The sequence below is a fragment of the Streptomyces sp. NPDC026589 genome (assembly GCF_040638385.1).
GTDB lineage: Bacteria > Actinomycetota > Actinomycetes > Streptomycetales > Streptomycetaceae > Streptomyces.
In genome coordinates, this window is record NZ_JBEZYG010000028.1 from 56047 (window position 1) to 77217 (window position 21171).

General features: G+C 73.6%; 7 protein-coding genes. 6 read left to right on the forward strand and 1 reads right to left on the reverse strand.

Translation table 11 applies throughout. The annotated features are described in order from the left end of the window. Positions 1–72: 72 nt before the first annotated feature. Entirely contained in the window at positions 73–618 is a 546-nt protein-coding gene (locus AB0F29_RS34765) for an AAA family ATPase (RefSeq protein ID WP_361880890.1), read from the reverse strand. Between the two features lie 149 nt (positions 619–767). On the opposite strand from AB0F29_RS34765, the gene AB0F29_RS34770 reads away from it, so the two are divergent. The 6 genes from AB0F29_RS34770 (at position 768) to AB0F29_RS34795 (ending at position 21012) form a co-directional block, all read left to right on the forward strand. Continuing rightward, the gene (locus AB0F29_RS34770; RefSeq protein WP_361880893.1) at positions 768–13496 is read left to right on the forward strand and encodes an amino acid adenylation domain-containing protein; all 12729 of its coding nucleotides are present in this window, start codon (positions 768–770) and stop codon (positions 13494–13496) included. A 121-nt stretch (positions 13497–13617) separates the two neighbouring features. Continuing rightward, positions 13618–14136: a hypothetical protein gene (locus AB0F29_RS34775; protein WP_361880897.1), complete on the forward strand. Its 519-nt coding sequence runs from the start codon at positions 13618–13620 to the stop codon at positions 14134–14136. Then, positions 14136–15539, forward strand: coding sequence for a hypothetical protein (locus AB0F29_RS34780; RefSeq protein ID WP_361880900.1), 1404 nt, complete (start codon positions 14136–14138; stop codon positions 15537–15539). The genes AB0F29_RS34775 and AB0F29_RS34780 overlap by 1 nt, the downstream gene beginning before the upstream one ends. After that, positions 15536–16927 (forward strand): VWA domain-containing protein, encoded by a 1392-nt coding sequence (locus tag AB0F29_RS34785; protein ID WP_361880902.1) that lies wholly within the window; start codon positions 15536–15538, stop codon positions 16925–16927. The genes AB0F29_RS34780 and AB0F29_RS34785 overlap by 4 nt, the downstream gene beginning before the upstream one ends. 99 nt (positions 16928–17026) lie before the next feature. Further along, entirely contained in the window at positions 17027–18157 is a 1131-nt protein-coding gene (locus AB0F29_RS34790; RefSeq protein WP_361880905.1) for an AAA family ATPase, read from the forward strand. Next, on the forward strand, positions 18154–21012 hold the full coding sequence (locus tag AB0F29_RS34795) for a hypothetical protein (RefSeq protein WP_361880908.1): 2859 nt from the start codon (positions 18154–18156) through the stop codon (positions 21010–21012). The genes AB0F29_RS34790 and AB0F29_RS34795 overlap by 4 nt, the downstream gene beginning before the upstream one ends. The last annotated feature ends 159 nt before the right edge of the window (positions 21013–21171 follow it).

Genomic DNA, 21171 nt, shown 5'->3' on the forward strand with positions numbered 1-21171 from the left:
CTGTGTGACCCGCCCGGTCCGGCCGACGTGGCCGGCCGGGCAGGTCTCTGCCGTCTTCCGGGTCCGGACAGGTCAGCGGTCGACCGCTGACAGCCGGGCCAGGCCGGTGTCACGCATGATGCGGTGGACGGTCCCGGCCAGGATGCTGTCGGGACCGATCACGGTCTCGACACCGTCGGGCAGCACGTCGCGGGGGCGGTACCAGTCCCGCAGTTGGTTCTCGTCGACCTCGTCGGCGATCGGCTTGGTGGTGTGCCGGGCCACGGTCTCGGCGAAGGGGACGTCCAGGTAGTACCCGTGGGTCGGGCCCCGGTGGTCGGCGCGCAGCCGGGCGAGCATGTCGCCGTAGTGGTCGGCGTAGAGGATGCCCTCGACCACCACGTGGTAGCCGGCGTCCAGGGCGTAGCGGGCGGTCAGGTCGATCAGACCGATGTTCGCCGCTCCGGGCCGGTCGCGTTCGCGCAGCACGGTGCGGCGGAGGTTGTCCTGGCCGACCACGGCCAGTCCGCGGCCGAAGCTGTCGCGGAGACCGGCCGCCACACTCGACTTCCCCGACGCGCTGTTGCCGCGCAGGACGATCAGCCGGGTCTCCTCTGTCCCCACGTTCACGGTGGACACGCTAGCCGCTGCCGGGCCCGGCCCGGTCCTGAACCGAGGCTCTTCCCTGCAGGTCACTCCCAGGGTGCATGCGCTCTCCTCCCGGCGGCTGATTCCCCACGACCTGAGCGTTTTTAAGATCATTCTCCGAGGAACGGACCGACGGACCGGTGGAGCACTACATGACACTGCTGGATGTACTACTGGACGCGGTGCGTGAGGCTCCCGGGCAGGTCGTCGTGCATGTGCGCGGCGACGGCGGCGAGCTGACGGTCAGCCTGCGCGAACTCCTGGACGCGTCCCTCCGTGTGGCGGGGGGCTTCCGGGAGGCGGGGGTGGCGCCAGGGACCTGTGTGCCGTTGCTCGCCGATCGCAGCGAGGACTTCCAGCCGATGTTCTGGGGTGCGGTGGCGGCCGGCCTCGTTCCGGTTCCGCTGGCGCCGGACGCCCGTCGGGTGCTCCCGGTCTGGGAGCACCTCGGGCGGCCACCCGTCGTCGTGGACGCCTCGACCGCGTCGCTGTCCGGTGAACTCCCCGACGCCGTTCGCACCCTGACCCTCGATGTCCTCCGGGAAGGACCGGTACTGCGGGAGACCTCCACCGCCGGGCTCGACGACGTGGCGTTCGTGCAGTTCTCCTCGGGAAGCACCGGTGCCCCCAAGGGGGTGGAGGTGACGCATGGCGCGGTGCTGGCCAACCTGGAGCAGATACGGGCCGCCTCGGCGCTGGGCCCCGACGACGTGGTGGTCAGCTGGATGCCGTACTTCCACGACATGGGGCTCATCGGCACCCACCTCGCTCCGCTGGCCGCCCGGGCCCGGCAGGTCAAGATCGGTCCGCTGACGTTCGCCAAGCGGCCCCGCCTGTGGTTCGAGGTGGCGGCCCGGCACCGGGCCACGGTGCTGTCCGCGGCCAACTTCGCCCTGGCGCTGGCCGTACGCCGTGTTCCCGAGGAGGTCCTGGCCCGGCTGGACCTCTCGGCCGTGCGGCTGATCCTGGTCGGGGCGGAGCCGATCGCGCCCGCGGTGTGGCGTGCCTTCGCCGACAGGACCCGGCCGTCGGGGCTGGACCCGGCGGCGGCCCAGCCGGTCTACGGCCTGGCGGAGGCGACGCTGGCGGTGACCTTCCCGCCGCCGGGAGAGGTGGCCGAGCCCCTGGTCCTGGACCGGGCGTCGTTGAGCCGTGGAGTGGCGGTGGACGCCGAACCGGGCGAAGGGGCCGTCGAGTTGATGGACGTGGGGCTGCCGGTGGCGGGCTGCGCCGTGCGCGTCGTCGACGACGCGGGCACCGTCCTCGGGGACCGGCGGACCGGGCACATCATGGTGCGCGGACCCCAGCTCGCCCGTGGCTACCACGGCCTTCCCGACGCGAGCGCGGAGGTGTTCGCCGGGGGGTGGCTCCGCACCGGTGATCTCGGGTTCCTGCGGGACGGCCGGCTGTGCGTCACGGGCCGGCACAAGGACGTGCTGTTCCTCAACGGCCGCACCTTCCACGCCACGGACATGGAGGAGGTCGCGGCCACGACTCCCGGGCTGCCTCCCGGCGCCCCGGCGGTGGTCGGGTCGACGGACCCGGTCACCGGTGCGGAGCGCGTCGTGGTGTTCGTCCCCTGGGCACGGCCCGCGCGCGAGGCGGCGGACGTACTCGAACGCGTCGCGGCCCGGGTGCGCGAGGCCCTGCTCCATGACGATGTGCGGGTGCTGGCCCTGCCGCCGGGCGCGTTCCCCCGGACGACGAGCGGCAAGCTGCAACGTCGGCGGCTGCGGGAGCGTTTCGAGGAGGGCGCGTTCGGGACCGGTGACGGTGATGGCGATGGTGGCGTTTTGTCCGGAACTCCCCGGACTGCGGCGGAACCTCACGAGAAGGCACCCCGTGCGAAGGCGCCCCGCGCCCGCGCGGAGACCGCCGAGGTCGTGCGGCAGGCGTGGGCGCGGGTGCTGGGCCGGCCCGCCGGTTCGATCGGGGCGCACGAGCCGTTCGGGAGCCTCGGAGGGACGTCGCTCAAGGCCATGGAGGTGCTGGTGGCGCTGGAGGACGCCTTCGGTGTGACCCTGCCGCCGGCGGTCATCCGCGACCACGGCACAGTGGACGCGCTGGCCGGTCATCTTCTGACGCCGGCGCCCGGTCCGGGGCCGTCCGACGCGGACGCCGCGGACGCCGCGGAGAGCGCCATACAGCGGGCCGGACGATCTGCCGCCGGGCCGACCCCGGCGCTCTCCCTCCCCACCGACGGTGCCGCCACCGCCGCGGCCGTCATCGGGATGGCGTGCCGGTTCCCCGGCGCCGACACCCCCGAGGCCTTCTGGGACCTGCTCGTCGACGGGCACGACGCCGTCGCTCCCGTACCGCGTGGACGATGGGACGACGGCCAGGAGGACCCGTCGGGGAGCCTGCCGACGAAGCCGGCGGCTCCAGGAGGTCCCGCAGCTCCGGCAGCTCTGACAGCTCCCCGGAGGCGATGGGCCGCACTGCTGGAGGACCCGGCCGGGTTCGACGCCGGCTACTTCGGCATCGGCGAGGACGAGGCACGCACGCTCGATCCGCAGGCCCGGCTCTTCCTGGAACTCGCGCACGAGGCTCTCGAACGTGCCGGATACGCGGGGCCCCGACGGAGCGGTCGCAGGATCGGTGTGTTCGCGGCGGTCGGGGACAGCGGCTACCGGGAGGTCCTGGAGCGGGCCACGGCCGGCGGCTCCCCGCTGCCCGCCGCGCTCACCGGGAACCTGCCCGCCCTCGTCGCCGCCCGGGTCTCGCAGAGCCTCGACCTCGACGGTCCCGCACTCGCCGTGGACACCGCCTGCTCGTCGGGGCTGGTGGCTCTGCACCTGGCCCGGCGCAGCCTCCTGGACGGCGAGTGCGACCTCGCCGTCGTCGGCGGGGTCAACCTCCACCTGACCTCGACCCCGCACCGGCTGCTGGAAGAAGCGGGGGCCCTGTCCCCCACCGGGCGCGGCCGCGCCTTCAGCGCCGACGCCGACGGCTTCGTGCCCGGCGAGGGAGGCGCGGCCATCGTCCTGACGCGGCTCGACGCCGCCCGCCTCGCGAACGATCAGGTGCTCGCGGTGGTCCGGGGCACGGCCGTCAACAACGACGGCCGGTCGATGAGCCTCATGGCGCCCAACCCGCTGCGGCAGCGCGAGGTCATCACCCGGGCGTACGAGGCGGCGGGGGTCGATCCCGCCTCGGTGACCTACGTGGAGGCCCACGGCACCGGCACGGCCGTGGGGGATCCGATCGAGCTGCGTTCGCTGGCCCACGCGTTTCCCGAACGCGCCGACGGCGAGCCGCGGTTGGTCGGCTCGGTGAAGTCCAACATCGGGCATCTGCTGAACGCCGCCGCACTTCCGGCGCTGGTGAAGGTCGTCCTGGCCCTGGGCCACCGCAGGCTGCCGCCGTCGCTGCACCATGCCCCGGCCTCGCCGGGCCTCGCCCCCGCGGGCTTCTCCGTGGTGACCGAGGCCCGGGACTGGACGTCGTCCGCCGGGCCCCTCGTCGCGGGGATCAACGCGTTCGGTTTCGGCGGCACCAACGCCCATGCCGTTCTCGAACAGGCCCCACCCCCGGCTGCCCCGGACTCGCCTCATTCTGGTGTCTCGCGTGAAGTCGCGGTCGACGGGCCTCACTTGCTTACCCTGTCGGCGCGCGGTCCGGGCGCGCTGCGGGACGCCGTGACCCGGCTCGCCACACATCTGGAAAGCCGTCCGCGGCTGCGCGAGGGCGATGTCTGCCGCACCGCGAGCACGTCCCGGGACGAGGGGCCCCACCGGCTCGCCGTCGTCGCCGACGGTGATCTGCGGGAGCGGCTCGCCGCCATCGCCGCCGCCACGACGGGAGAATCGGGCGGGCAGATCGGGAGCCTCGTCCGTTCCCGGCCGCGTGTGGTCTTCCTGTTCCCCGGGCAGGGCTCGCGGTTCCCCGGCCAGGACCGGGCGCTGTACCGGACGGCGCAGGTGTTCCGGGAGACGTTCGACGAGGCGTCCGCCTTCCTCGGGCCCGTGTGCGGGCGGTCCCTGCTGGACTGGGCCCTCGATCCGGAGGTGGACCCCACCGCCCAGGACGCGACGGAGAAGGCGCAACCGCTCCTCGTCGCCTCCGGGGTGGCGCTCGCCCGCCAGCTGCGGGCCTGGGGCGTGGAGCCCGACGCGGTCGCCGGGCACAGCGTCGGGGAGATCACCGCCGCCTGCGTCAGCGGGGTGCTGACCCTCCGGGAGGCGGTGCGGTTCGCGGCCGAACGCGGCCGTCTCATGGGCGCGTTCACCGAGCCCGGGGCCATGATCGCCGTCCGCGGGGGTGAGGAGGCCGTCGCCGCGGCGGTGGCGGAGTCCGACGGGACGCTCACCGTGGCCGCGTACAACGGTCCTGGGCTCCAGGTCCTCTCCGGGGGCGTCCGTGCGGTGGAGCGCGCCGCCGCCGGTCTCGAAGCCCTGGGCGTCCCCACCCGTCGCCTGCGGGTCTCCCGGGCCTTCCACTCGCCGCTGATGCGGCCGGTGGCGGACCGGATCGCCGACGCGGCCCGTGCGTTGACCCCGCAGCTCCCGTCCGTCCCCCTCATGAGCACCGTCACCGCCGAGTGGCAGCCGGTCCTCGGCCCCGAGTACCTGCGTGAGCACGCCGAGCGTCCCGTGCTGTTCGGGGCGGCCGTGGAACGCCTGGCCCGGGAGGGGTACGACACGTTCGTGGAGGTCGGCCACGGCGCGACGCTGTCGGGTGCGGTCCGCGCGACGACGGAGGTGTACGCGGCCGACGCCCCGGCGGCAGGCGCGGGAGGGCCCGGAGCTTCCGGGACCTCCAGAACGTCCGAATCATCTGAAACGTCCGGAACCACTGACGACCCCGGCGCCTCCGGTGGCACGACGACGGTGATGTGCGCCCTGCCGGGACGTTCCGACGACCGCGGCACGGATACGGAACGGCTCGCCGATGACCGGCACGGCGGGCGCGGGGCCCTGCTGGGAACCATCGGCCGCCTGTGGTCGCACGGCGTGCCGCTGGACCGTACGGCGCTCGACGCGGAGCACCAAGGGATTACCCTGCCCACCTATCCTTTCCAGCGCCGCCGGTACTGGGCCGATCCGCCCGCGAACGCGCTGCTTCACCGGGTCCTGTGGGACGACGCCGCGCTGCCCGGGCAGGCGGCGGCAGCCGTACGTTCGGTGCTGCTGACAGGTCCCGACTCCGCGTACGTCGCCGGGCTCGCCTCGCAGCTCTCCGCCGAGGGCGTCCGGATGCACGAAACGGGCGACGGGCCGCCGGATGCCGTGGTCCTGGTGACGGGTCCCGCTCCCGGCCAGGACACCGCGGACGCCCTCGGCCGGGCCCAGGACTCCGCGCTGGCCGCCTTCGCCGAGGCCCTCGTACGGTTCGACGCGTCAGGCGCGGACCGGCTGCTGGTACTGACCGAGGACGTCCACGCGACGGGGGTCGTACGGGAGAGGCCGCGGCCTGCCCATGCCGTCCTCGGCGGGCTGCTGATGGCGTTGCCGCAGGAGACTCCGGGCGCTTCGGCCACCGCTCTCGACCTCTGCTCGCTGGACGCCCCGTCCCAGCGGCTGGCCGCCGTGCTGGCCGAACTCGCCGAACTGACGTCGGCGGGCGGCAGCACTCCGGGCAGGGCCGCCACCGTCGCCTGGCGCGCCGGGCGCAGGCTCACCCGTCGTTTCGCACCGCTGCCGAGCGGCGCCGCCGCACCTGCGGGGGTGACGCGGTCACCGCTGCCGCCCGACGGCACCTACCTCATCACCGGGGGCGGCGGCGGCGTAGGTGCCGCGCTCGCCCGGGACCTCGCCGGCCGAGGTCGCCCGACCCTCCTGCTCGCCGGGCGCTCCCCCCGCCCGCCCGCCGGGTTGGCCGAGGAACTCCGCTCGCTGGGCGCCACCGTGCACTACCGCGTGGCCGACGTCTCGGTGGAGCAGGACGTGGACGCGCTCCTCACCGGACTCCCCCACCTCGACGGGCTCTTCCACGCCGCGGGGACCGTGCGACCCGGCACCCTGCGTGACCGGCATGCGGAGGAGACGGCGGAGACCTTGGCCGCCAAGACCCGGGGCAGTCTGCTGCTCTCGCTGGCCCTGCGCCGGCACGGGCTCGACCCGGCGGTCCGTGTCGCGTTCTCCTCCGTCAGCGCCGTGCTGCCCGGACTGGCGGGAGCGCTGGGCGACTACGCCGGCGCCAACGCCTTCCTCGACGCGTTCGCCGCGTCGGAACGGCACGCGGGCAGGCCCTGGCAGTCGGTGAACCTCGCGGCGCTCGCCGGTACGGGCATGGCGGCGGCCCTCGGAACCGGGGCAGGAGGCGGCTCCGCCACCGTACCGAGCGCCGGGGGCGGGCCCATCGCCCTCCAGCCCGCGCTGGCGGCGCTCCGCACGGCATGCGGCGTCGACGCGGCGCAGCTGCTGCTCGCCGACCTGACGCCGTCCCCGGGGCCCGCGGTCAGGGCGGACCCGGCCGCTTCGGCGGCAGCCACGGGAAAAGGCCCCTCCGCGGAATCCGTGGCGGAACCGCCCGCCTCGGGCCGGGCACCCCGTACCACTGTGAACAGCGGTACGCGGGCGGGAACCGGGCCCCGTGCCGATCCCGGTAGCGGCAGCGGTACCGCGGCGTTGCTCCGGCGGCTGCTCGCCTCGGCGCTGCGTCTGCCTGCCGCCGGGGTCCCTGACGACGAGCCGTTTCTCGCCCTCGGCCTCGACTCGCTCGCCGCCGTCGACCTCGTCAGGCAGCTCGAACGGGAGCTGGGCAGGCCGCTGCCCGCCACGCTCTTCTTCGAGTACCGCACGGTCGCCGAACTGGCCGCCCACCTCGACAGCGCGCCCTCCCCCGAACCGCCGACCGACGCTTCCCGCTCCTTCTCCCCCTCGCCCACCCCGTCTCCCGTGCCGGACGGGGTCGCCTTCCCGCTCACCCCCGTCCAACTGGCCCTGCACACCAGCGGTCGGCTCCACCCGGACGTCCCGGCTCACGGTTACGTCCGCCAGACCGTACGGGGGCCCCTGGACACCCGGCTCCTGGGTCAGGCACTCGCCGCGCTCGCCGACCGGCACACCATGCTCCGGATCCGCATCGAGAACACCGGAAACACCGGAAGCACAGGGAGCACCGACGGCGGGATCGGCGACGGGATCGGCTCGGTGACACCGGGGCAGTACGTCGCGCCGCCCGCCGCGCTGTCCGCCTGGTACGAGGTCCGCGAGCTGACCGGCCGAATCGAAGAGCTCGAAACGGCGTTGCGCAACCGGCCGTTCGACCTCTCGGCCGAGCCTCCCGTGCGTGCGCTCCTCGCCCGGGAAAGCCCTGAGCTCTCCCATCTGGTGCTGGTGATCCACCACGCGGCCGGCGACGGGTACAGCCTCAACATCCTCGCCGGAGAACTCTGGTCGCTCTACACCGCCCTCGCCGACGGGCACGCACCGACACTGCCCCCGCTCGGCACCGACTTCGCGCGGTACGCCGCCGCCACCGCCGATGGGCGGTCCTCCACGGACGGCATGAGGACCCTCACCACCGACCGCCTGTACTGGACGGGTCGGCTCGCCTCCCGGGGCGAACCGCTGCGACTGCCGTACGACGGTGATCCGTGCGCCCTGCCCGCGCCGCCGATGACCACACACCAGAGCGCCCTCGCCCCGGTGCCGACCGCCGCGTTGGAGCAGCGCGCCGCCGCTCACGGGGTGAGCCTCTTCCAGCTGCTGCTCGCCGCGCACGTGCGCTGTCTGGCCCGCTGGAGCGGGCAGCGGGAGATCGCGGTGAACGTCGCCCGCGCCCGGCGGGACGACCGCATGACGGGACTGGACCGGCTCGTGGGGCCTCTCGCCGACACCCTGCCCCTGCTGTGCGTGACGGACCCGGACGAGTCGGTGGGGGCCCTGGCCGCGCGGCTGGCGGGGATCTGGCTGGAGAGCGAGCGGCACGCGAGCCTCACCGGCCTGGACCTGGCACGGCTGCTGCCGGCGGACCCGTCCGGGGCCGGCCCCCGCACGGTGAGCCCGGCCGGCTTCAGCTTCTCGCGCTTCCCCGCCGCTCTCGACGGGCGTTGTCCGGTGAGCGTGCGGCCGACGGCGGCCGGCACCGCCACCGCCGCGACCCGCCTGAGCCTGCTGTGCTGGCAGGACGAGGCGGTCCTGCGCTTCTCGTGGAACTTCCCCGTCCGGCTCTTCGACCCGGCGACGGTGGCACGCCTGGACCGGGAATTCCACGACGAGTTGGCCACGCTCGTCGAGCCTCGGCCCGGCCTCCCGGCAGTCACGGAGCCCATGCCGGTCCACGGCAACGACACCGGCACCGGCACCGGCACCGCCACGCTCGTGCGTCGGCTGGTCGAGCGGTTCCGGGCCGCCCCGGACGCGGTCGCCGTCGACACCGGCGCCGCCACCCTGACGTACGCCGAACTCGACCGTGCCTCCCACGCCCTCGCGGCCTCTCTCCTGGCCCGGGGCGTCACCCCGGGAAGCCTCGTCGGGCTCCTCACCGAACCCGGCGCCGACACCGTCGTCTCGGTCGTCGCGGCCCTGCGCGCCGGGGCGGGCTGGGTTCCGCTGGACGCCGGCCACCCGACCGCGCGGCTGACGGACCAGCTCAGGCGCTCGGGCGCCCGTACGGTGCTCTGCCACGCCGCCACCCGGACGGTGGGGGAAACGCTCGGCGACGTCGCCCTGGTGCATGTCGACGCTTCGGCACCGCCGTACCGGGGTGTGGCGGTTCCCGGACCCGTCGCAGGCCCGGACCGGGTCGCGGGCCCCCTCCTGTCACCGGACGAACTCCCCACCCCCGACGGCCCGGTCGACGCCGACGGCATCGCCTACGTGATCTTCACTTCCGGATCCACCGGCCGGCCCAAGGCCGTGCCCATCACCCATCGGTCGATGGAGAACTACCTCGACTGGGCGATCGGCGCCTTCGGATACGACGAGCACGACCGGCTCGCCCAGACCGCGTCGCCCTGCTTCGACGCGTCCGTCCGCCAGCTCCTCGCCCCGCTTCTCGTCGGCGCCACCGTGGTCACGGTGGCCTGGGACCTGCTGCGCGATCCCGACCGGCTGCTGACCCACGTCGTACGCGGTCGCATCACCGTATGGAGCTCGGTTCCCACGCTCTGGGAACAGCTCCTCAGCGCTTCCGAGGAACGCGTACGCAACGGCGCGCCGCCGCCGGACCTGTCCGCGCTCCGGTGGATCCATGTCGGCGGCGAGGCCCTGTCACCCGCCCATGTACGCCGCTGGTTCGACCTCTTCGGCGACGGCCAGCACATCGCCAACCTGTACGGCCCGACCGAGGCCACGATCAACACGAGCTGCCACATCATCCGGGCCCGGCCCGGCGACCAGGTGCGGCGGCTGCCCATCGGCCGCCCCGTCTCGGGCACGGAGGTGGAGGTCGTCGGCCCGGACGGGGAGCCCGTGCGGCCCGGCGGGGCCGGTGAGCTCCTCATCTCCGGAGTCGGCCTCACCTCGGGCTACCTCGGCGAACCGGCCCTCACAGAGACCGCGTTCACGGTCCGGCGCGGTCGCCGCTGGTACCGCAGTGGCGACCGGGTGCGGTGGACCGAGGACGGCGTCCTGGAATTCCTCGGTCGACTGGACGACCAGGTGAAGATCCGTGGCAACCGGGTCGAGCCGGGAGAGATCGAGGCGGTGCTCCAGACCCACCCGGACGTCACCCACGCCGTCGTCCTCGCCGAGGACGGACGCCTCACCGCCTTCGTGACGCCGGGGCCGGGACCTGCCGGAGCGGATGCCGTGGCGCTCCGGCTCCATCTCGCGGAGTCGCTGCCCGCCTACATGCTTCCGTCCCGGATCACCCGCGTCGGCAGGATGCCGCTCACCAGAACGGGCAAGATCGACCGGCGTGGGCTTCCGGCGCTCCAGGAGGCGACCGAACCGCCCGGGGCGGACACGGACACCGGCATCGGCGCGCGTACGGGCGACGTCCGTACGCCGCCCCGCACTCCCACCGAAGTCCGGCTGGCCGCCATCTGGACCGCTCTGCTCCAGGCCGAGAACGTGTCCCGTGAGGACGACTTCTTCGTCCTGGGCGGCGACTCCCTGCTCGTGCTGGAAGTGTTCGCCAGACTGGAGCAGCAGGGCGGTCCGCTCCCCCGGCCGACCGTCATCTACCGCAACCGCACACTCGCGTCCCTCGCCTCCGCGGTGGACACCGCAGCGGACAGCGCCGTCGTCCCGGGAGTGACCGCCGCAGCGGACAGCGCCGTCAGCCTCACCGTCGATACCGCGGCGGGCGCCGGGAGCGCCCCTGCCGACGCCACCGTCGGGGCCGTCGGCACCGCGGCGGACCCGTCGGGCCGGGAACACCATCCACGGGGCGACCGCCCGGGGGCGACCGGTCCGACCGTCGTTCCCCCGCCCTTCCAGCTGACACCCACCCAGCGGGGCTTCCTGCTGGCCGAAGCCCTCGCCCCGGGCAACACATCGGCGTGGCTCACACGGTTGCGGCTGCACGGCCGCCTCGACACCGCTCGCTTCCAGAGCGCGGTGGACACGCTCGTCGGACGCCACCCGATGCTCCGCACCGTCTTCCCCGCCGGGGCGCGCCCGGCCGTCCAGCAGGAGCTTCCGTCCTCACTGCGCCTACCGGTCGACTTCGAGGTCCTCACCGACCCGGATCAGGTGGAGGAGCGGGTCGCCGCCGAACGGGCGCGCCGCTTCGAACCCTGGGCCTGGCCCCTGTTGCGCCTGCGGGTGCTCACCGTCGCTCCCGACGAGCACGTCCTGGTCGCCCACGCCCACCACATCATCGGCGACGGCTACAGCGCCGCGCTCCTGGTACGGGAGCTGACGGCCGTGTACGACGCCCTGTCCAGCGGCGAAGAACCGGCGCCGGCCCCGCCGCGCAGCACCTTCCGCGACCACGCCCGCCAGCTCGCGGCGCGCACGGACGCCGTCACGGCCACGGCCCCCGGTACCACCGTCGGCAGAGACTCCGTCACCCGGGCCCCGTCACTTCGGCCGGGCGCCCCGACCGGCGATGACCGGTGGGAGCGACTGAGCGCGCCCTACCGGCCGCCCCTGCTCGCTGCCGGTGCGACCACCACCGGCACGCCGTCGGGCAACGCCCCCGGCCCGCTCTTCCACACCTGCGGGTTCACGGTCGACGCCGGCCGGGTTGAGGCGCTGCGCGGGCTCGCCGTGCGTACCGGGTCCACCCTCCACGCCCCGGTACTCACCGCCTACTACCGGGCCCTCGTGTCCGTCACGGGCCGGGCGGATCTGGTGCTCGGTATGGCGGTGAGCGGCCGGGACCACTCCCTGCCCGACGCACACCGGGTGTTCGGTCCCTTCGCCACGGCTGTTCCCCTGCGGCCGGCAGGCCCGGCGTCGGGCCGGACCGACGGCGCGGGTTTCGAAGACGATCTGCGGCGCGTCGCCACCGAGGCCGCCGAGGCGCGAGCATACGAGGGGGCTGTGCCGCCGCTGCCCAACGGGCTGCCCATGGCCTCGCAGTTCTTCTTCACCTATCTGGACTTCTCCGCCCTGGGTCCGGAGAGCGGCAGGACGCTGACGGTCGCCCGGGAGGGCGGCGACGGCGTGTTCACACCGCCGCCTGCCGGTACGGACGTGTTCCTGGCGGCCGGTCCGGACGGGGGGCGGCTGCGGATCACCGTCCGGGCGGCGGCGACGGCGTTCACCCCGGAGGAGCTGGCCGCGTTCACGGACGCGGTGCGCGACGGTCTGGCGCATGCGGCGGCCTCGACCGTGCGCGATGCCGGCCACCTCGGCGCCCCGGGTGGCCCCGACCGGGACGCGCGGATGGATGCCGCACTCATCGGCTATCTGCCGTCCCCTGCCGACCTCGCCGGGCTGGCGGGTCTGCCGGAGGCGGCGCTGCCGCGCGAGCAGCTGCGGACCTTGCTGTTTCCGGACGGGCTGCCACGGCTTCTGGAGACGCTGAGGACGCCGCTGGGCCGTTCGGGCTTCGTGTGCGTCCCGCTGTTCGCGGACGAACTCGCCCCCGGCGACGGCCTGCTCGGGCACACCACGCGGGGGGTGGAGCTCGCCTCGTCGCTCGGTGCGCGGGCCGTGTCCCTGGCGGGCATGATCCCCTCGCTCACGGGCTACGGCTACGACGTGCTGCGGGCCGCCGGCACGACCGGAGCCGTCACCACTAAGGCCGCCGGCCCCGCCGTCACCACCGGTCACGCGGCGACCGTCGTGTCCGTCGTCAGGACCGTGCACGCGGCTCTCGACGCGACGGGGCAGCGACTGGGCTCTCTCACCGTCGCGTTCGTGGGCCTCGGCTCGATCGGCTCCTCCTCACTGGAGTTGCTGCTCACCCGGGCCCAGCAGCCGCCCGCCCGACTGCTGCTCTGTGACGTACCGGGCAGCGGGCCACGGCTGAAGGAGCTGGCCGAGAACCTCCTGGAACGCCGTCTCGTCGAGTGCGTCGAGGTGGTCGAGTCGGATCACGGTCTGCCCGACGCCGTGTACGACGCCCGCCTGATCGTCGCGGCGGTCAGCGGGGGCGGCACACTCCTGGACGTCGACCGTCTGCCACCGGGCACGACGGTGGTCGACGACTCGTTCCCGCACTGCTTCGACACGTCCCGTGCCATCGGCCGGATGGAACGGGCGAAGGACGTCCTGGTCGTCGGTGGCGGGCTGCTGAGCGCCGGCCCCGCGGAACGGCAGGTGGCCGAGGGCCTCCCGGCCGCCGCGGTGGCCGGATACCTCGCGCAGCCGATGGTGCCCGACACCATCGCGTCCTGCCGACTGGAGTCCCTGCTCCATGCCTCGGGTACCGGCGTGCCGCTCGTCCACGGTCCGGTCGACGCGGCCACCGCACTGGCCTACTGGGAAGCGGCGGAGGCGACCGGCATCCACGCCGCCCCCCTCCACCTGCTCACCCGCACCGTCGACCCGGAGATGTTCACGCGACGCCCTTGGAGTTCATGACCCTTTCCCCGTGCCGGATGGCGGACGCAGGGCGTCGCGGGCCGTCGGACGCGTTGTCAGTGGTCGGGATTAAGTTCGTTCATGTCCCGCCGCGATGGTGTGGACGCCCCCTTTCGCATGCATGGGAGTTGGCGCGTTGTCGTTCTGGGAGAAGTCGAGTACGGCGCGGGTGATGCCGCCCGCGCGCCCACGGAAGCTGGCCAAGGTGCCGTTCGTCGAACTGGCCGACGGACGGTTGCAGGGAGTCGTCTCCAGCGGGTCGGACATCGGCCGGGTGTACGTGTCGTCCGTGGCGGCCCGGACGTACGCGTTCGCCTGCAGCACCAACAACAACCGGCCCTGCGGCGGGGCACGCGGCATGTTCTGCAAGCACATCGAGGCGCTCGTCGGCGAGGCGGTGCTGCAGTACGGTGCTGAGCGCGTCGCCCGCTACCTCGCGGTGGAGACCCCGGACGGGGAGCCCGACGCGCGGTCCCTCACCGCCGCCATGACCGCGGCGCGGCCGGTGCAGGGCGACTCGTCGTCGGCCGCCCAGGTGTTCAGCCGGTTCCTGCGGCAGCTGGCCTATCTCGAACTGGACACGGTCACCGCACCGTTGCCCGAGATGCAGTGGTTCCCGCCGACGCGGGCGGTGGCCTGATGCGTGGCGACCTGTTGTCCGATCCGGTCGAGGGGCTCGACGAGGCGCTCGCCGCCGTGGACGCCTTCGACGAGGCGCTGGTGGCCGGTCTGCTGCGGCCGGGCCCCGCCCAGGCCGCAGCGTTTGCCGGTCTCGCCGACGCCGTCGCCGGGACCCCGCTGGCCGCGCGGGTCGCGGAGGCGGCCGGCCGGGCGACGGCCGGGGTCGCCGGTGAGGATCACTTCGTGGCGCTCGCCGCCGCCCGCTGCGCGCTGCTCGGCTCCGTGCACGACGCCCTGACGCAGCGGATCGACGAGGCGGTCGGCCGGCCCACCGCGGAGGACGGCGCGGAGGAATCCCGAGCGGGGTCCGCCGCGGCGGACCCCGGGACCAACCTCCTTGCGGCGGCCCGCAGTTGGCTGTGCGACCTCGCGCGCGGCGGCTGGCGGGGCATCGACCACGAGCTGGTCGCAGGGGCCGCGCCGGTGGTCTCCGCGATGCTGCCCGATCCGGGCCTGCGTCGTCGGGCGACGCTGCTCGACGGGTTCGCCGCCGAGCTCGCGGCGTCCTGCCCGGGGGCGACCCTGGAACGCGTGCCGGTGCGCCGGTGGGCCGACCTGTGGTCACGCGCCCTGCTGTTGACGGTGCCCGGCTCCGCCGGGGAACGTTCCGTCACGCCGGTGACCGGTCGCCTGTTGCCGCTCGGCGTCGATGTGCAGGAGCACGCGACGGCCGTACAGGCCCAGGTCCACGCCGTGTTCGAACCGGCGGACGGAGGCGCGCCCCGTCTGGTGCGCGCCGGAGTGTCGGCGCCCAAGCCCGACACGGTCGTCGGGGCGGGTCTGTGGCAGCTGCTGCGTCCCCGCATATCCTTGCTCGGCGCCGTGAGCGAGGGCCGCTCGATGGAGCTGGACGCCATGCCGGTGACCGCCGAGGGGGATCTGCTCTGGGACGACGGGCGCGCCCGCCCGGGTGAGCCCGCCGACACCTTCGCCACCGCGCGCGTGATGCTGTCCACCGCGATCGCCGCCCGCGTCACCCCGCTGGACCGGCATCCTGTCCGGATCGCCGTACCGGTGCTGCTGGAGGGGTACACCGCCCGGAGCGAGGAGGACCGGCTCGTGTTCGATCTGGCGGGGTGGTCTCTGGCCGTCGACCCCGACCGGGCGCCCGCCGCCGGTCCGCTGACACCCGAGGCGGTCGCGGCCTCCCACTCCTGTGTCGGGCTGCTGCGCTGGGATGCCGGAGAGTTCCTCCTACAGCCGCTCGCGGTCGAGGCGACCGTGCGGAAGAAGGCCGTCGCCGCCCACGCCGGGGCGTGGGCGGGCGGTACCACCGACAAAGCCGGTGTCCGGGCGGAGAGGGCCGCCACCGACGCCGTCGCCGTGCTGCGCGAGCGCGCCGGAAGGCTGTTGCGGAAATGACCGACCACCTCACCGGGCAGCCGCCCGGCCCCGCCGCGCCCGGCCCGTCCCCCGCCGGTCCCGACCCGTACGACAACCGCCGTCAGGTGCTGTACTGGCGGCTCCTGGCCCGTCTTTTCGACGGGGAGGAGCAGCCCGCCCTGGAGTCGGCGAGCCTGGGGGTGGTCGAGGACATCGGGCTGCCGTCCGCGCTGCTGGATCCCGGGACGTCGCTCGACTCCGTCGTGCAACGCCATCCGGAGCTGGCCGCCGAGTTCGACGGGCTGATGACACCGGACGACGACGCGGCCGGCGACCGCGACCGGGCGGCGGAGGTAAGGCGTGCCGCACTGGTTTCGAAGGTGCTGCTCAATGTCTTCGCGACGGGTTCGAGCACGGTGACCGCCGAGCAGCTGACACGCTGGCAGTCCGACGCGGGCTGGCTGGAGCGTGCGCTGGGCGGCCCGCCCGGCGGGCTTCGCGGCGGGCGGGCGGCGGGCGCGGGCCTGGACGCCGGCGGCCTCGGGCCCGAGCTGGCGGCGATCGAGGCGGATCTCGTGGGCCGTATGCGGCTGCGGGAGGTGCTGGCCGACCCGGCGCTGGCCGCGCGGCTGACGCCCAGCATGTCGCTGATCGAGCAGCTGCTGCGGGACAAGGGCAATCTGTCGGGTGTGGCCCTCGCCAACGCCAAGTCGCTGATCCGCCGTTACGTCGACGAGGTGGCCGAGGTGCTGCGTACGCAGGTGGAGAAGGCATCCGTCGGCGAGCTGGATCGTTCGGTGCCGCCCAAGCGCGTCTTCCGCAATCTCGACCTGGACCGCACGATCTGGAAGAACCTCACCAACTGGAGCCCGGAGGAGGAGCGGCTCTACGTCGATCGCCTCTACTACCGGCACACCGTCCGCAGGACGACGCCGCAACGGCTGATCGTCGTGGTGGACCAGTCCGGCTCCATGGTCGACTCGATGGTGAACTGCACCGTCCTCGCCTCCATCTTCGCCGGGCTGCCGAAGGTGGACGTCCACCTCATCGCCTACGACACCCGCTCGATCGACCTCACGCCGTGGGTGCACGACCCGTTCGACGTACTGCTGCGCACGAATCTCGGCGGTGGGAACGACGGCCCCGTCGCGATGGCGATGGCCCGCCCGAAGATAGCCGAGCCGAAGAACACCGTCATGGTCTGGATCTCGGACTTCTACGAGTTCGACCGCTCCCAGCCGCTGTTCGAAGGCATCGAGGCCGTTCACCGTTCCGGGGTGAAGTTCATCCCCGTCGGCTCGGTGACCAGCTCCGGACGGCAGGAGGTCAATCCCTGGTTCCGGGAGCGGTTCAAGGCCCTGGGCACGCCCGTGGTCTCCGGGCATGTGAACAAGCTCGTGCACGAGCTGAAGACGTTCCTGACCTGAGGCCCGGCGGGGCGGGGGAGCCCTCCCGCCCGCCGCATGCCTCTTCTCCTCACCCCCTTTCTCCTTCCCGCTTTCCCGCCTGTTCAGAAAGGCCTTCTGATGTCCGACGTGTTGCGCGCCCCCGCCGAGACCAAGTACGCGGAGGAGCTCGACTGGCTGGAGTCGATCGACGACGGTCCCAAGCCGTTCTCCTGGCGGCTGTCCCCGAAGATGGTCCGGCTGTTCATCCTGGGGTCCGAGCGCGCCGACGGCCTGGACCGGGAGATCTCACAGAAGTGGTTCGGCGACCGGAGCTTCGTCGAGCGCTCGATCGTCACTCTCGCCTCGGACCGCGGTCTGCTGCTGATAGGTGACCCAGGCACCGGCAAGAGCTGGCTGGCGGAGCTGCTGTCCGCCGCGATCTCCCGCAACTCCACGTTGGTGGTGCAGGGTACGGCCGGCACGACCGAGGACCACATCAAGTACTCGTGGAACGTGTCCATGGTCATCGCCAGGGGGCAGTCGCGTGAGTCGATGATCCCGTCGCCGATCATGACCGCGATGGAGACGGGCGCCATCGGCCGCTTCGAGGAACTGACGCGTTCCACCAGCGACGTACAGGACGCGCTGATCTCGATTCTCTCGGAGAAGTACATCTCCGTTCCCGAGCTGCAGAGCGACGGAGGGGACGCGGGCGACAACATCGTCTTCGCCAAGCCGGGCTTCTCGATCATCGCGACCGCCAACAGCCGCGACCGGGGCGTCAACGATCTGTCGTCCGCGTTGAAGCGCCGCTTCAACTTCGTCCGCATCCCGGTCGTGACGAACAGGAAGAGCGAGGCGGAGATCGTCCGCTTCCGCACGGAGGAGCTGCTGCGCCGCCACGCGATCGACCTGGACGTGCCGCCGACGCTGCTCGACGTCCTTCTCCAGAGCTTCGCCGATCTGCGGGCCTCGGCCGCCGCCGCGGGCAGCGACGACGAGAAACTGGAGTCCGCGCTGTCGACGGCGGAGCAGATCGGCGTGCTGGAGGACGCCGTCCTGCACAGCAACTTCTTCGGCGAGAGCACGCTGACCGCCCGGACCCTCGCCTCCTCACTGGTCGGCTCGCTCGCCCGGCGGGACCCGGAGGACCTGGCCATCTTCAACAAGTATCTGCACGGCGTGGTCGAACCGCGCAGCAAGGAGGAGGGTGGCTCGTGGCCGGAGTTCCTGGACGGCGGCCGTGACACGATCGCCACGCTGTCATGAGCGGGTCCCCCACGAATGGCCCCGGGGAGAACGGCCCCGGGGAGGCGTCGTTCGCGGCGCTGCGCGGGCAGCTGCACGAGGCCGCCACCGCCTTCGCGGGCGGGCCCGACGCGCTGGAGGGCATCCTCCTCGGCATGGTCGACGACGTCGACCGGGCGGTGCGCGAGCCGTTGGAGATCTTCCCGGTCTGCCACCACTCGCCCGCCTCCGCCCTCGCCATGGCCCGCCGACTGCGCGAGAAGCAGCCCAAGGTCGTCTATCTGGAGCTGTGCGAGGATATGGCGCCGCTCCTCGACGAGCTGCGCAACTGCCGCCTGCCGGTGGCGGTCCAGGCGTTCGCGAGCGATATCGACGGGTTCCCCGCCGAGTGGGCCCCGCTGTCGGTCGTCGCCCCGATCACCGAGGCCTCCGCCGAGTACCAGGCCATCGCGTACGCCCTCGACACCCCGGGCGTCGAGCTGGTCCTCGTCGACCGGTCCTCCGACCACGTCTTCCAGTGGGACGGCCGGCACGGCGAGGGCGCCCCCGAGGGGGCGCCCGGTCCTGTGGACGGGTCTCCGGAGCCCGAAGCGGCGCTGCACGGTGAGGCGGTCGGCGTGGAGATCGGTGACCTGCGGCCCCGCTTCGCGGAGCTGGAGGAGCATCTGCTGCGCCACGGCAAGGTGCGGCACTGGTCGGAGTGGTGGCACCAGTACGTCGAGATCCCGCTCGGCGACAGCGACCACGCCGCCTACCGCCAGGTCATGTTCCTCGTCGGCAGCCTGTTCCGGCGACTCGCCCCCGGCGACGGGGAACGGCTCCGGGTGGACGAGGACCGCGAGCGGTACATGTGGACCCGGATGCGCGAGCACCTGGCGTCGAGCGGGGCGGACCCCGAGGACTGCCTCTATGTGTGCGGCGCCTTCCACGCGGCCAGCCGGGTCGAGGAGTTCGGGGTGGCGGGCGGCGGGTCGTTCCTGATCTCCCCGCGCTCCGCCACCGCCTGGCAGCACGGGCTGATCCCGTCCAGCCACGCGGCGATCGAGGCACAGTTCGGGCTGGCCTCCGGGTCGGTGTCGATCGCCGCGACCCAGTGGGCGAAGAACCTCAAGCGCACCCGGGTGCAGCCGTACCGGCTGGCCGGTCAGGACGGGGCGAAGAAGCCTCGCACACCGAAGAAGGCCGTGGCGGCCATCCCTGCTCCCCCGGAGCCGGCCGCCACGGACCGGCTCTCCGGGTTTCTGCGTCGGCCGCCGGTCCTCGACACGCTGGACGAGGCCGAGCTGCTCGGCTGGTCGGTGGACATCGTGCGCGCGGCGCGGCGCGGCGGCTATCTGGCGTCCACCGCCGACGCCATCGCGGTGTTCGAGACGTCGATCCTGCTCGCCGGGATGCGGGACCGGGCCAAGCCCACTCCGTACGACTTCCAGGACGCGGCGATCACCTGCATCGAGAAGGACTCGGTGCCGGGCCGACGGGACGTGCGCCGGCTCGTCGAGATCATGATGGGCGGCGACCGGATCGGGCGGGTCGGCTACGACGCGCTGCCGCCGCTGGCCCGCGATGTGCACGACCGGCTCGCACCGCTGGAGCTGAAGCTCCAGCAGCGTGGTGTGCGGCGCGCCCTGCTGGACATGGGTTCCCGTCCGGAGCTCGAGGCGTGCTCCGACGTGCTGTGGATGCTCCGCCGTCTGATGCCGCACGGCGCGGCCCGGCCGATCATGGGTGAGCGAAAGCTCGGCGGGCGTTCGATCCAGGAGTCGTGGGACCTGGCGCTGGGCACCCATCAGCGGGCGCTGATCGAGCTCGGCTACGAGGGCGTGAGCATCGAGCAGGTCCTGGAGCAGCGGCTGCGCCGCGACGCGTACGGGCCGCGGGCGACGACGGCGGTCGTCCTCGCCGCCGTCGAGGACGCGACGCTGTATCTCCGCAGTCGCCGTCTCGCCGACGAGCTGGGCACCCGCGCCCTGGAGGTCCTCAGCGCCGAACGCACCGTGGACGGGGCCCCGGAGGTGCTGCGCCGGGTGCGGGGGCTGCTGGCCTACTACCGGACCGGCGAGCCGGTCCTGCCGCCGTGGGTGGAGTCGTTCGTCAAGACCGGCTACGCGCACTACTGCACCTTGCTGCCGACGGCGTTCACCGACGAGGACGTCACCGCGGGGCAGGTGGCGGCGATGCTGGGCTTCCTGTTCAGCATGGAGAGCCTGGCGCTGTCCCTGGGCTGCGACCGGGCGCAGCTGGAGCTGGCCGTCGCCCAGTCCCGTCCCACGGACCCGGAGCGGACAGCGCTCCTGTGGGCGGCGCAGGTGCAGCTCGGCGCCCTGTCCCGGGCCGATCTGCGGGAGCGCTGCGGCGAGCTGCTGGCGAACCCGATGGTGGTGCCCGCGTATCCGCGTTATCTCAGCGGCTTCGTGCACGCGCTGGTGCCGGCGCCGGGGCTCGCGGACGTGGTGGTGGAGGCCGTGTCGAACGCGTTCGGGCGGCTGCCGGACCCGGTGCTGCTGCCGTGGCTGCCGACCTTGATCACCACGCTGCGCGCCGGAGCGGCGGACCTGGCTCCCCTGTTGATCCGGGAGGCGGGGCGGATCTTCCCGGGCCGCCTCCCGGCGCTGGACGCATGGGTGCCGCCGTGGCGCGAGGCGCCGGAAGCCGGTGCGCCCGCCGCCGGCCGTGCGAAGGCGGGCGGCGGCGGGGACCGTGGCTCCGCGCTGCTCTTCACCCACCCGGGAACGCTCGACGCGGTCGCGGAGCTGCTCGGCTGCGACGGCACGTGGGCCGCGCCCGGCGCGGGTCCGGCGAAGCCGGGCGGCGCGGTGCTGACAGCCCGCCACCCGGACACCGCGACCGCGTGGGAGTCGCTGCTCGCGGGCGCGTGAGGGCTGTGCGCGACGCCGGGGAGGCCGACCTCACCCCGGCGCCGCGCCCCTTCCGTCCCTCGGAACCCCCGACCGCTCCATCGGCCGGACATCGCACGGCGACTCCCCCCTGCCTGCTTGATATTGCTTGAAATGCTTGCCTAATATGCAGCTTCGAGC